The 14,320-nt window shown below is 32.3% G+C and carries 11 protein-coding genes; 9 read left to right on the top strand and 2 right to left on the bottom strand.

What is annotated here, in order from left to right:
- Window positions 1-16: 16 nt before the first annotated feature.
- Window positions 17-538 carry an acyl-CoA thioesterase gene (locus tag B4G36_RS06450; RefSeq protein WP_219034046.1) on the bottom strand — a complete coding sequence of 174 codons (522 nt, stop codon included), beginning with the start codon at window positions 536-538 and terminating at the stop codon, window positions 17-19.
- 174 nt (window positions 539-712) lie between these two features.
- Between B4G36_RS06450 and B4G36_RS06455 the strand changes: the two genes are divergently transcribed.
- The 4 genes from B4G36_RS06455 (at window position 713) to B4G36_RS06470 (ending at window position 6,981) form a co-directional block, all read left to right on the top strand.
- On the top strand, window positions 713-1,114 hold the full coding sequence (locus tag B4G36_RS06455; protein WP_291062832.1) for a hypothetical protein: 402 nt from the start codon (window positions 713-715) through the stop codon (window positions 1,112-1,114).
- 156 nt (window positions 1,115-1,270) lie between these two features.
- A complete protein-coding gene (locus B4G36_RS06460; RefSeq protein ID WP_291062834.1) occupies window positions 1,271-2,353 on the top strand; it encodes an efflux RND transporter periplasmic adaptor subunit in 1,083 nt (360 codons plus the stop codon).
- A gap of 19 nt (window positions 2,354-2,372) precedes the next feature.
- Window positions 2,373-5,540, top strand: a complete 3,168-nt coding sequence (locus B4G36_RS06465) for an efflux RND transporter permease subunit (protein ID WP_291062836.1) — start codon at window positions 2,373-2,375, stop codon at window positions 5,538-5,540.
- Entirely contained in the window at window positions 5,533-6,981 is a 1,449-nt protein-coding gene (locus B4G36_RS06470; protein WP_291062838.1) for a TolC family protein, read from the top strand. Before B4G36_RS06465 ends, B4G36_RS06470 begins: the two co-directional genes overlap by 8 nt.
- 78 nt (window positions 6,982-7,059) lie before the next feature.
- Here B4G36_RS06470 and B4G36_RS06475 read toward each other — a convergent pair whose 3' ends face one another.
- Complete coding sequence (locus B4G36_RS06475; RefSeq protein WP_291062840.1) at window positions 7,060-8,214, bottom strand: SPOR domain-containing protein; 1,155 nt, start codon at window positions 8,212-8,214, stop codon at window positions 7,060-7,062.
- Between the two features lie 88 nt (window positions 8,215-8,302).
- Here B4G36_RS06475 and dprA point away from each other — a divergent pair, with 88 nt between their 5' ends.
- The 5 genes from dprA to B4G36_RS06500 all read left to right on the top strand — a co-directional run bounded on the left by dprA (window position 8,303) and on the right by B4G36_RS06500 (window position 14,239).
- Window positions 8,303-9,400, top strand: a complete 1,098-nt coding sequence (gene dprA, locus B4G36_RS06480; protein ID WP_286495283.1) for a DNA-processing protein DprA — start codon at window positions 8,303-8,305, stop codon at window positions 9,398-9,400.
- Between the two features lie 58 nt (window positions 9,401-9,458).
- Window positions 9,459-11,687, top strand: coding sequence for a two-component regulator propeller domain-containing protein (locus tag B4G36_RS06485; RefSeq protein WP_291062842.1), 2,229 nt, complete (start codon window positions 9,459-9,461; stop codon window positions 11,685-11,687).
- Entirely contained in the window at window positions 11,687-12,406 is a 720-nt protein-coding gene (gene recO / locus B4G36_RS06490; protein ID WP_291062844.1) for a DNA repair protein RecO, read from the top strand. Before B4G36_RS06485 ends, recO begins: the two co-directional genes overlap by 1 nt.
- Window positions 12,406-13,017: a hypothetical protein gene (locus tag B4G36_RS06495; protein ID WP_291062846.1), complete on the top strand. Its 612-nt coding sequence runs from the start codon at window positions 12,406-12,408 to the stop codon at window positions 13,015-13,017. Before recO ends, B4G36_RS06495 begins: the two co-directional genes overlap by 1 nt.
- A gap of 70 nt (window positions 13,018-13,087) precedes the next feature.
- The gene (locus B4G36_RS06500; RefSeq protein ID WP_291062847.1) at window positions 13,088-14,239 is read left to right on the top strand and encodes a cystathionine gamma-synthase; all 1,152 of its coding nucleotides are present in this window, start codon (window positions 13,088-13,090) and stop codon (window positions 14,237-14,239) included.
- Window positions 14,240-14,320 lie beyond the last annotated feature (81 nt).

The following is a 14,320-nucleotide window of genomic DNA, read 5'->3' on the forward strand; positions in this document are numbered from 1 at the left end:
TTCGACTTTTTTATTTTTATTCTGTAATAAACAACGATTTTAATTCGTGTGCATCAGCAGGATTCATTCTGCCAGCCAAAATCAAACTTAATTGTTTACGACGCAAAGCAGCTTCATAACGCTCGATTTCTTGTTCAGATTCTGGAATTAATTCAGGAACTTGAACAGGTTTATTGTCATTATCAACGGCTACAAATGTGTAAATACCGCTATTTGTTTGGTTATAAACACAATTTTCGTAATCGTAAACATAGACATCAACATACACTTCCATCGATGATTTGAATGCACGAGTTACTTTAGATTCTAACTTCACTGTACTTCCCATCGGAATCGGAATGTTAAACGCAACGTGATTGACACTTGCTGTTACAACCAAAAAACTTCCACCATGCATTTTCGCAGAAATAGAAGAAATTCTGTCCATAGAAGCCAATAATTCGCCTCCGAACATGTTTCCTAAGTTGTTGGTTTCATTCGGTAAAACCAAGTTTGTCATTACTGCTAACGACTCTTTTGCTGTTTTTGCTTTCGCCATAAACTTTTGTTTGTTGGGTGCAAATTTCAACAAAATATTCGAGTTTTGAAACAGTTATTATCGTTGTGTTAAGTATTTGTAATTGAGTTTTTTATTAAATCAATAAAATTTTATAGTTAAAAAATGTTAATATAGATTATTGTATTATTTCAAGTCTTACATTTGGACAGAATTATGAAAATGTTTATCACATACTTGCTATCTACTTTATTTCTACTATTTTTTGCGGAAACTAAAGTGTTTGCGGGTACTCAACATTTTCAGGGAAATTTAACTTCACAGACAGTCGTTAACGATAATACACATATTTATCACGCAAGTAAAATTGTTGAAACTAAATTCTCTAAAACTTCAAATTCAAATCAATTTCAAGAATTTAATCCAAGTATCGAAACGATTGATGATGATTTTCAGACATTAAACAAAATCGATTTAGAAACTTGTATCAAACTATTAAGTGTTGTTCTGGTTTTAAACTTTATAATTCAAGGTTTAAGAAAGAAGCACATCTTCTACAGTAAAACTATCAAATTTTCGAGTTGTAAGTACATTTTGTTACGTACAATCAGAATTTGATTGATTTCTTAAATTTTTAAAATTACACCAAAAATTAGTGTTCAGTCCATGAATAGCTGAATGTTAGCAAATTTTTGTATGTAATATTTTTTGGTAAAACTACTTCTACCAAGAAATCCATTTCATCAAATTTTATATTTAATAGTTAGAAGAATTATGAAAAGAGTCGCATTATTTGTAGCTCTAAGTACTGTATTGTTGACAACAAGTTGTTCATCAAAAAAACAGGAAAAAGAAGAAGTGAAAGATTATCCAATCACAACGCCAATCAAAATGGATACGATTGTAGATAAGGATTATGTAGCCCAAATTCAGTCGGTACGAAACATCGAAATTCGTGCACAAGAAAAAGGTTATTTGCAAAAAGTTTTTGTGGATGAAGGTCAACATGTACAAGCTGGTCAATTGTTGTTTCGCATTATGCCTTCGATGTATCAAGCTGAATATTTGAAATCGAAAGCTGAGGTAAAAGAGGCACAAATTGAATTGCAAAATTCAGCAACTTTGGCTGATAATAATGTCGTTTCTAAGAACGAAAAAGCCATTGCGCAAGCACGGTTAGAAAAATCGAAAGCAGAAATGCAATTGGCTCAATTACATTTATCATTTACAGATATTCGTGCGCCATTTTCTGGTGTTATAGATCGAATTCCGATGAAATTGGGAAGCTTGATTGACGAAGGAATGTTATTGACAAATTTGTCTGATAATTCATCAATGTTTGCTTATTTCAACGTTTCTGAGCCTGAATATTTAGATTATCAAACAAATATTCAAGATAGAGCGAGTAAACAAGTTTCGTTGATTATGGCGAATAATAAACCTTTACCAGAAAAAGGTTTGGTAGAAACGATAGAAGGAGAATTTAACAACGAAACAGGAAATATTGCGTTTCGTGCGCGTTTTGCAAATCCAAATCATTTGTTAAGAAATGGTGAAACAGGGAAAGTAAAAATGACAGTTCCGTTGCATGATGCTTTATTAATTCCACAAAAAGCAACCTACGAAATTCAAGATAAAACCTATGTTTTTGTAGTAGATAAAAATGGTATTGTGAAATCTCGAAATATCACGATTGGTCTAGAAATGCCTGATGTTTATGTGGTAGAAAGCGGACTTTCGGAGAAAGATAATATTTTGTTAGAAGGTGTTCAGAAAGTGAAAGATGATGATAAAATCAAAACGAAATTTATTGCACCAAGAAAAGTTCTTTCATCGTTAAAATTAAAATCAAACTAATCTAAAAAATTCAAAAGTTATGTTTGATAAATTTATTCGAAGACCCGTTCTATCGATTGTTATTTCGTTGATTATAGTTTTCTTAGGAATTCTATCATTAGTCAAATTACCCGTAACCCAGTTTCCATCTATTTCTCCTCCAAAAGTTAATATTACGGCAGAATATCCCGGTGCGAATAACGAATTGTTAATAAAATCAGTGGTAATTCCATTAGAACGTGCGCTAAATGGTGTTTCAGGAATGAAATATATTACGTCTGATGCCGGAAATGATGGTGAAGCGTCTATTCAAGTCATTTTTGATTTAGGAACTGATCCAAATATTGCAGCTGTAAATGTGCAAAACCGTGTTTCTTCGGTTGTCAATAAACTTCCGCCTTTAGTAGTTCGAGAAGGTGTGAAAATTACGCGAGAAGAATCAAATATGTTGATGTACATTAACTTGTATAGTAATGATCCAAAAGCAGATCAACAATTTTTATATAATTATGCAGATATCAATATTTTATCTGAGTTGAAACGTATAAATGGAGTTGGAGATGCAGATATTTTAGGAAACCGAGAATATGCAATGCGTGTGTGGTTGAAACCAGATAGAATGCAAGCCTATAATATTTCTGCGGATGATGTGATGAAAGCGTTGGATGAACAAAGTATTGAAGCTTCGCCAGGGAAAACAGGGGAAAGTTCTGGTAAACGTTCAGAAGCTTTTGAATATGTATTAAAATATTCAGGTCGATACAACACAAAAGAGCAATATGGAAACATCATTTTAAGAGCAAATCCTGATGGAGAAATCTTACGTTTAAAAGATGTTGCTGATATAGAATTTGGAAGTTCGATGTATGATATTTACTCAACATTGAACGGAAAACCTTCTGCCGCAATTGTGATAAAACAATCGTACGGAAGTAATGCGAGTGAAGTGATTAAAAACATCAAAGAATTAATGGCTGATCTTAAAGAGAATAATTTGCCAAAAGGAATGGATTACGAGATTTCATATGACGTTTCGAAATTCTTAGATGCTTCAATGGAAAAAGTGGTACATACACTTTTTGAAGCTTTCGTTTTAGTTGGGATTGTTGTGTTTTTATTCTTAGGTGACTGGCGTTCTACATTAATTCCTGCGTTGGCGGTTCCTGTTTCTTTGATAGGAACTTTTGCTTTAATGAGTTTCTTTGGAATTACATTAAACTTGATTTCTCTCTTTGCTTTAGTTATGGCGATTGGAGTTGTCGTCGATGATGCGATTGTGGTGATAGAGGCTGTTCACGCGAAGATGGAAGAGAAAAATCTCTCGCCTTTACGAGCGACGGAAGAAGCGATGCGCGAAATTAGTGGAGCAATTATCGCAATAACATTTGTAATGGCAGCCGTGTTTATCCCAGTTGCGTTTATGTCTGGCCCTGTTGGTATTTTTTATCGTCAATTTTCGATTACGATGGCGACATCAATTATTTTATCAGGAATTGTTGCCTTAACGCTTACACCAGCTTTGTGTGCAATGATTTTGAAAAATAATCATAATCAACCAAGAAAGAAAACGATGTTAAATAAATTTTTATTGAAGTTTAATAATTTGTTCAACAAAGGATCTTTTAAATATGAAAAAGTTTTAACCAAAACAGTTAACAAACGCACTGTTACATTCGGATTTTTACTAGCATTTTGTGCTGGAGTTTTCTTTTTGAATAATAGTTTGCCTTCTGGATTTATTCCAAACGAAGATCAAGGAATGTTTTATGCGATTATTCAAACACCTCCAGGTTCTACGTTAGAAAGAACAAATGAAGTTTCTCAAAAATTACAAAAAATAGCGGAAGGAATTGATGGCGTTTCATCAGTTTCATCTTTGGCTGGTTATGAGATTTTGACAGAAGGAACAGGAGCAAACTCTGGAACTTGTTTGATTAACTTGAAAAGTTGGGACGAACGTTCTAAATCTGCTGAAGAAATCATCAAAGAATTAGAAGAAAAAACTGGGAATATTAATGGTGCAAATATCGAATATTTTCAACCACCATCTGTTCCTGGATATGGTGCTGCAGGAGGTTTCGAGTTGAGATTGTTAGATAAAGCGGGTAGTGGAGATTATCATAAAATGGAAGAAGTGAGCCGTGATTTTGTAAAAGAATTAACTCGTCGTCCAGAATTGAGTTCTGTATTTACATTTTATAGTGCTTCTTTCCCTCAATATGTCTTGAAAATTGACAATGATATTGCCGAACAAAAAGGAGTTTCGATCGAAAATGCGATGGATAATTTATCAACATTAGTTGGTTCTAATTACGAAACAAGTTTCATCAAATTTGACCGACCTTATAAAGTGATGGTACAAGCTTCGCCAGAATATCGTGCGCTACCGGAAGATTTATTGAAATTGTATGTGAAAAATGATCAAGGTGAAATGGTTCCATATTCAGCTTTCATGAAAATTGAAAAAGTATATGGTTTATCAGAAATTACGCGTCACAATATGTATAATGCAGCAGAAATTAGTGGTACGCCAGCTTCTGGTTATAGTAGTGGACAAGCGATTGCAGCGATTAATGAAGTAGCTAAGAATACTTTGCCTCGTGGTTTTGGAATTGATTGGGCAGGAATATCGAAAGATGAGGTTTCTCGTGGAAATGAAGCAGTGATTATTTTCGCCATTTGTTTAATTTTCGTTTACATGATTTTAGCAGCACAATACGAAAGTTTTATTTTGCCTTTACCAGTTATCATTTCACTACCAACAGGGATTTTCGGAGCATTTTTCTTCTTGAAATTATTAGGATTAGAAAATAATATTTATGCACAAGTTGCAATGGTGATGTTGATTGGACTTCTCGGTAAAAATGCGGTGTTGATTATTGAGTTTGCAGTACAAAAACATAACGAAGGTTTATCAATTGTAAAATCAGCGATTGAAGGTGCGGGTGTTCGTTTCCGTCCAATTTTGATGACATCATTTGCGTTTATTGCAGGTCTTATTCCGTTGGTTATTGCTTCTGGTCCGGGAGCAGTAGGAAATAGAACAATTGGTACTGCTGCTGCAGGCGGAATGTTGTTCGGAACTATTTTCGGGTTGTTTATTGTACCCGGTTTATATGTTGCGTTTGGCGCTTTGGCGGATAAAATGCAATTGGTGAAATATGAAGATGAAAATCCTTTAACAGAAGAAATCACGGAAGATGAATAAAAATAGTTTAAAAAATATAATTGCAATAAGTCTTTTTGGAACAATGATTTGGAGCTGTAAAGCTCCTGCGGTAAGCAAAGAGATTGAAAATCATCAAGCACCAAAAATTCCAGAAGCTTATCAAAATGTGCAAAATGATGATGCACCAAGTTCTGGGTTGACGCCTTGGAAACAATTTTTTACTGATCCAAATTTGGTCGTTTTGATTGAAGAAGCGTTAAAAAATAACCAAGAATTGATGATTACACTTCAAGAAATTGAGATTTCTAAAAATGAAGTGTTGTACAAAAACGGAAAATTATCGCCAAATGTTTCAGCAAATGCAGGAATTGGAGTTGAGAAAGTTGGTCGTTATACAAGTCAAGGTGCTGGTGATGCTTCGACTGAGATAAAACCCGGGAAAGAAATGCCTGATCCTTTGATGGATTATGCGATTGGATTGAGCGCTGATTGGGAAGTTGATATTTGGAAAAAATTACGTAATTCGAAAGATGCTTCGATTGCGCGATATTTATCAACGGTAGAAGGAAAGAATTTTGTTTTGACAAATTTAATTTCAGAGATCGCATCGTCTTATTATGAATTATTGTCTTTAGATAGTCAATTGGAGTTAATTCATCGAAATATTGAGTTACAGAAAGAATCACTTCGTGTAGTTAAAATTCAAAAGGAAGCAGCGCGTGAAACTGAATTAGCGGTGAAGAAATTTGAAGCAGAATTATTAAAATCAGAAAGCGAAGAGTTTAATATTAAACAAGATATTACGGAAACCGAGAATAGGATTAATGCTTTATTGGGAAGATATCCGCAAAAGATAAAACGTGATGGTTCGTCATTTATGGATTTGATTCCACAAACAGTACATGCAGGAATTCCTTCTGAATTATTATCAAATCGTCCTGATATCAAACAAGCAGAATTAGAGTTAAAAGCTTCTGCTTTAGATGTGAAAGTGGCTCGTGCAGAGTTTTATCCGTCACTTAATATTTCTGCGGCTTTAGGACTAAATGCGTTCAAACCATCTTATTTGGTAAAAATGCCAGAGTCTATTTTATATTCGTTGGCTGGAGAATTAGCTGCGCCTTTAATCAATAAAAGTGCGATAAAAGCGGAGTTTAATACAGCAAATGCTCATCAAATACAAGCGTTGTACGAATATGATAAAACGATTTTAAATGCTTATTTAGAAGTGTCAAATCAAATGTCGAAGATTAATAACTTAGAACAAAGTTATTCGTACAAAGATAAACAGGCGAAAGCACTTGTAGAATCTATTGATATTGAGAATCAGTTGTTCAAAAATAATCGTGCAGATTATCTAGAAGTGTTAACAACTCAACGTGATTTATTGGATGCAAAAATGGAATTAATCGAAACAAAAGAAAAACAATTAAGTACAGTTGTCGCTATATACAAAAGTTTAGGTGGTGGCTGGAAGTAGTTTTCATATTCATTCTAACAAAGAAATAAGCTGCCTTTTGGGCAGCTTATTTCGATTTATATTGTATTAAAAAATGATTTAATTTTCAGTTCTAACCCAAGTTCCAGGAGACTTTTTATTCACATCATTCATATATTTTTGCGCGTCTTCTATGTTATTGAAGCTGCTATATGTAACATAATAATAGCGACCTTTTACATAAGAAACTCCTGCATCTTTGTAACCTTGTTTTTTCAATTCTCCAACCAAACGATCAGCATCTTCTTGACGTTTAAGCGAAGCCGCAATTACTTGATATTTTTTATTGTTAGATTTTGAAGTTGTTTTAGTTGCAACTTCTTTTTTGTCCTCAACTTTCTTTTCAGCTGTTTTAGGAGCTTCAACTTTCGTTAATTTTTTTGTTTCTGTTTTTACAATTTCTTTTGTCGAAGGCTTTTCCTTTACAATTGCCGTAATCTCCTTTTCAGTTTCATTCAGTTTCGTTTCCTTTACAACTGTAATTTCAACTTTTTTAGGCGTTTCAATTGTATCTGTTTTCGTTACCGTTTCGGCAATCTGATATTCAACTAAAGAAGGCTCAGCAATCGTTTGCGGCATATTATACACATCGTATTGCACTGTAGGTTTTTCAGTTTTGGTTGCGTCATCTTTACCAATCATTGGTAAAACCAAACCGCTCCATTGTTCTGTTACGAATTCTTGTACGGGTTGCGGCGTATTAAAATATAGGAAGCCACCAACAATAATGGGAATTAATGAGGCTGCGGCTAAAAATTTTGACATGTGTTTGTTAGAGGTTTTAGTTTTAGACGAATCTAAAATGTAATTGGCTTGTAAATTTGAAAGACCATAAGCGGCGATGAAATAATTTTGAGCATTTTCTGGTTTGAAGTCAATTTTTCCAGTGTCATTAAATTGTAATGATCCGATATTTTGTAAGGTTAAAACTTTTCCATTTTTCAAATGTTCTTGCCAAAAATAAACTTGTTCATTCAAAAATGTTTGCGCATTTTCAAAAGACATTGGCTCATCTTCTACAATTTTATTCACCAAAACACCATCACTTTTTGTTAAAGTTGTATTGAAAGAAAGCTCTTTTCTTGGTGGAATAAATGTGTTTGTTTGCTCGTCAAACGCCACATTAGCATTGTTTGAGATAAACGCTCCAAAGTTTGGAACGATTACACAATCTTGCTGAAATAATAATTGACTAATATGCTCTTCTAACCTCATACTACGAAATTAACATTTTTTTTAGATTTAGCAAAAAATAAATACTTAAAATTCTGCTTAGTTGGTTTAATATTAGTAATTTAACAAAATGCAAACCGATTTACCATATATTTTAGCACTTTCTTTTCAGAAAGGAATTGGCGATATCACAGCTCGAAAAATTATTCAATTTTTTGGTTCAGCACAGGCTGCTTGGAATTGTAAACCAAAAGATTTGCTGCAAATTTCGGGAATTGGACAGCAAATAAGCAAAGATTTTGGGAATAAAAAATGGTTAGATTTAGCTTTTAACGAAATAGAATATTGTAAAAATAATCAAATCAATATTTTAACTTTTTATGATGAAGCTTATCCACAATTCTTAAAAGAATGTATTGATGCACCTTTGGTGATTTTTTGTAAAGGAAGTTTAGAATTTAATCAATTCAATAACAAAAAGATTTCGATTGTTGGTACGCGAAAAATGACTAATTATGGACGAAATTTTATTACTGAATTAATCGAAGGTTTAGCAGATTTTGATGTTACAATTGTTAGTGGATTAGCGTACGGTTGCGATATAGAAGCACATACAAATGCGCTCAAAAATAATGTTGCAACATGGTCGGTAATGGGAACAAATTTTGAACGAATTTATCCTGCTACTCACAAAAAAATTGCGATTGAAATTTTACAAAAAGGAGGTTGGATAACGGAGCAACCAAGTTTTAAAATTGCTACACCTGAAGCTTTTTTGCAACGAAATCGGATTATTGCAGGCTTATCAGATGTTACAATTGTGGTAGAATCTGCTTTTAAAGGTGGAAGTTTGGTGACTGCAAAATTTGCAAATGAATATAATCGAGAAGTGTTTGCTTTGCCAGGGAAATCAACGGATGCGTTGAGTATTGGGTGTAATTATTTGATAAAATCTCATCAGGCTTATTTGGTCGAAAATTCGAAAGATATTATTGATTATTTTAACTTCAATTCGAAGAAGAAACCAAAACAAATAGATTTGTTTATTGAGTTTTCTAATGATGAAAATTTAATTGTAAATTATCTCAAAACCAATGGAAAACAACATATTGATAAAATGTCTTTTGACTTAAATTTGAAATCCTACGAATTGATGCCAGTTTTATTAGATTTAGAATTGAAACAAATAATTTCTACTCTTCCAGGTAAATTTTATGATTTATTGTAACAAGCAATACAATTTTTAGCAAGTTATTTTGTTATAAATTACAGTATTTTTGTGCATTATGAAGACAAAATTGTTCATTTTCATCACCATGATTTTCACAAGTTTAAACGCTCAAAATGATAAAGTGCGTTGGACTGATCTTTTTTCTTACAATAATGTGAAATTGTTGGAAGAAGTAAATGGTGTGATTTATTGTGGAACTGAAAACGGAATTTTCTTGTTCAATCCTCTAAATCCAACAAGTGATTGGATTAAACTAAATAAAACCAATTTTTTGAACAATGTTGGGGTTTCTGCAATGGCTTATGATAAAGATTCGGATTCGTTTTTAGTTGGGTATGAAAATGGAGGTTTAGATTTATTGAAATCTGGAGAATCGACAATGGTTTTGGATATTAAATGGAATGGATTTAACGGAGTTAAAAAAATCAACCATATTCTTATAAATGACGGAATTGCGTTTATTTCTGGTGCTTTTGGGATTGTTTCCTACGATCTGAAAGATGAAGAATTTAAAGAAACAACACGTACAACAACACGTACAAATACAGCTGTTGTAAATGATGCAACAATTTTAGACAACAAGATTTATATCGCAACATCGAATGGAATTTATTCGAGTGATTTATCGGATAAGAAATTGAATAATCCGGATTTTACAACTTGGGGAAGTTCTATTGTTACAGGAGATATTTCGAATATAGAATTGTTTGAAAAAGAGATTTATTATTCAGTAGAAAATGAATTAAAAACAATTTCTGGAACTCCTGTTTCTGGAGCTTTTAATTTTATTGAAGATTTAAAATTATCAAATGAAAAATTAATCATTACTCAAAATAATCAGATATCTGTTTTAGGAAGTGGTGATTATTCTAAATCTGAAATTAATTTTAATACTGCAATTTCAATTGATAATATTGTTTATGGAGGTTCAGTAAATCATGGAATTATTAATTTATCTAATCTTGAAGAATTTTATCCCGATGGACCTTTCAATAATAAAGCTTGGTCTGTAACGACAAAAAGTGGAAAAGTTTGGATTGCACCTGGAGGAACAGAAAGTTATTCAAACGTATTAGATAATAATGATGGATTCTTTTATTATGACACTAAAAAATGGAATAACTTTAGCTCAAAAGATATTTTTGATATTCGAGATGTTTTAAGAATCGCTCCTCATCCAGATAAAGATAAAAATACATTTATAGTATCATCATTCAATAAGTATGGACGTGATAAAAATGGACGAACAGATTTATTAGAATTTGATGCAGATTTAACGCCTAAGAAAATTATTAACGATCAGTTCCCTACTTCTAGAATTTCTGGATTAGCCTATGATAAGTTAGGAAACTTACATATTGGCGCTTCATATCCAGATGGTAAATCGCCTGATTATCAATCTGTATATTATGTAGAAAGAAATGCGAATGGTACTTGGAAAAGTTATGATGTTGATAAAACTTCTGCTATTGTGGCACTTTCTCCTGATTTTTCTGATGTTTATACCTATTATGCTAGTGGTAGACAAGGAGGTGGGGTTACAGTTTTAGACAAAAAATATGAAATTGTAACAACAATGACAACTTCAAATAAGCTACCAATTAATAATGTTCTGACTGTTGCAAATGACAAATCAAATAATTTATGGATTGGGACAGAACAAGGTTTAGTCGTTTTGTACGGAGCTGATAATGCTGTAAGTTCTAATAATATTGTCGCAGAACCAATTGTGATTATTCAAGATGGAATTCCAGAGGCGTTGTTAACAGATGTTGGGATTTATGCGATAAAAGTGGATAATGCAAACAATAAATGGATTGCTACTAATGGAGCGGGCGTTTATTATGTTTCGGATAGTGGAGAGTCGACGAAATTGCATTTTACTTCTAAGAACTCACCTTTACCTTCGGATATTGTGTACGATGTTTCTATAGACGAATCGACAGGAAAAGTATTTTTTGCAACAGAAAAAGGTGTGGTTTCGTATAATGGAGATGTGTCGACAGAAGCGAATAATTTTAACAATGCAATTGCGTATCCAAATCCTTATCGACCAGAATATAAAGGGAATGTTACGATAAAAAATCTTCCAAATCGTGCGTTGGTTAAGATTACAGATATTGTTGGAAATTTACTTTTTGAGAAAAAAGCCGAAGGAGGAATTGTAGAATGGAATACAAATAATGTAAAAGGAAAGCCCGTAGCTTCTGGGATTTACTTAGTTTTGATGACAAATGCAGATGGTACAGAAACCAAAACATTGAAAATTGCAGTTGTCCGTTAATGAAAATTTTAGAAACCAAAGCCATTGTACTTTCGAGCTTAAAATATGGTGACACGAGTTTAATTATACGTTGTTATACACAAGATTTTGGCTTAAAATCATTTATAGCAAAAGGAGTTTTCTCCAAAAAAAAGCGAAATACTTCGTTGTATTTTCCGCTAGCAGAAATAGATTTGAGCTTTCAACCGAAATCAAATGAACAACAATTGGTTTTCTTAAAATCAGTGCAAACGTCGTATTATTACGAATCGTTGCATTTTCATCCCATCAAATCGGCGATTGTTTTTTTCTTGGCTGAGATTCTGAACTTAGTTTTAAAAGAAGAATCAGATAATCCTGAATTATATTTTTACATCGAACATTCGCTAAAAGAATTTGATCAAAAGAAAGACGATTTTGCAGATTTTCATTTGATTTTTTTGATTCAATTATCTCATTTTCTTGGTTTTTATCCAAACTTAGAAATTGACGGAAATCTATTCGATTTAGAAAATGGTTTTTTTACCAATTCAAATTCATCCATCAATATGTTGAAAGCAGATGAAACTGTTTTGTTCAAAAAATTGTTAGAATTACATTTTTCCGAAGATTCAAAAAATACATTCAATCAATCACAACGTTCTCTCTTACTCGAAATTCTAGTGAAGTATTATCAAATTCATACCAATAATTTCAAGAAGCCAAAATCACTTCAAGTTTTACACGAATTGTTTAGTTAATGGGAAGAAATATTAATAACTCAATAAGTAAAAAAGAAAGAATTAGAAGAAAAAAAGAGGATATAAAAATTAATAGATACTCTAATATAATCTTCTTAGTATATTTTGTTGTATTTTATTTGTTGTATAGAAATGACGAAATTATACTTTTTAATATCAAGCTATGGTATTATTTAGTTTTATATATTTTTATCACTTTTCTGATATATTTAATCTTAAATATTCCAATCGTTAAAAGAAAAATTGGAAATTTTGATCATTGGAGAATTAATATTCTAGCATCATTTGTTTTATCTTTCTTTATTTCGATTCTTTGTAATTTTGGATTGAAATATTTGGTCAATGATTTAGCAAAAGATCAAATAATTACAGAACATTGTGAAATTTTAGAAGTTAAAAAAGGAAGATATAGAAGAGGTGGAGATTATTATAAGCTGAAAGTTAATTTTAAAGGAAATAAAGAAACAATAGATTTAGATAACTATTTATTCCAACAATTAGAAAAAGCTGATTTAAATAAAAATCATGCAATTATAAAAGTTAGACCTTCTATTTTTAATATTTATATAGTGGAGAATGTTCTTATTGAATCCAAAAATCTCCCGAAATAAATTCTAACAAATCTTTAAAACAAAGAATAAATAAAACTCCATATATTTGCTATAGTTAAAAGCATTCACAATGAAATTCAATACAAAAGCGATACATGGAGGTCAACAACATGACCCTTCAACAGGAGCCGTAATGACTCCAATTTACCAAACATCAACATTCGCACAAAAATCACCAGGAGATTACAAAGGATACGAATATTCTCGTGGTGCAAACCCAACAAGAACTGCTTTAGAAAATGCATTAGCATCTATCGAAGGAGGAATTGCAGGTTTTGCATTTGGTTCTGGTTTGGCTGCAATCGATGGTGTATTAAAATTATTTAAACCAGGTGATGAAATCATCGCGATGGACGATTTATATGGAGGTTCTTACCGTTTGTTTACACGTGTTTATGAAAAATTTGGGTTGAAATTCCATTTCGTAGATATGACAAATGTTGAGGCTGTTGTTGCTTTAATCAATGATAATACAAAAATGGTTTGGGTTGAAACACCTACAAATCCATTGATGAAAGTGGTTGATATCAAAGCGGTAAATGATGCTGTAAAAGCAAAAAAATCTGATATTTTAGTCGCTGTTGATAATACATTTGCTTCGCCTTATTTACAACGACCAATTGAGTTGGGAGCAGATATAGTGATGCATTCTGCAACAAAATATTTAGGAGGTCACTCAGATTTAGTTGCTGGAGCAATTGTGGTTAATTCAGAGCAATTGGCAACTGATGTTCACTTCAATTTATTTGCAACAGGAGGAATTTTAGGACCACAAGATTCTTACTTAGTTTTACGTGGAATCAAAACTTTGGCTGTTCGTATGGATCGTCACTGTTCAAACGGAATGAAGATCGCACAATTTTTAGAGGCTCATCCAAAAGTTGCGCACACGTATTATCCAGGTTTAGAAAATCATCCACAACACGAAATTGCGAAAAAACAAATGAAAGATTTCGGAGGAATGGTAACGTTTACGTTGACTTCTGGGAAGAAAGAAGATGCTTTCAAAATTTTAGAAAACTTAAAAGTTTTCACTTTGGCTGAATCTTTAGGTGGTGTTGAATCATTAGCAAATCACCCAGCTACGATGACACATGCGTCTATTCCTGCTGAGAAACGTGCTGAAATTGGTATTACAGATGATTTAATTCGTTTGTCTGTTGGTATCGAAGATATAGATGACTTATTAGAAGATTTAGAACAAGTTTTGAATTTGATTTAATCGATATAAGGAAAATAAAAAAAACGGAATCTATAAGATTCCGTTTTTTTTATTGAATTGGATGTCCCGTCCTGAAATAGC

This window comes from Empedobacter sp. UBA3239 (assembly GCF_002362875.1).
Classification (GTDB): domain Bacteria; phylum Bacteroidota; class Bacteroidia; order Flavobacteriales; family Weeksellaceae; genus Empedobacter; species Empedobacter falsenii_B.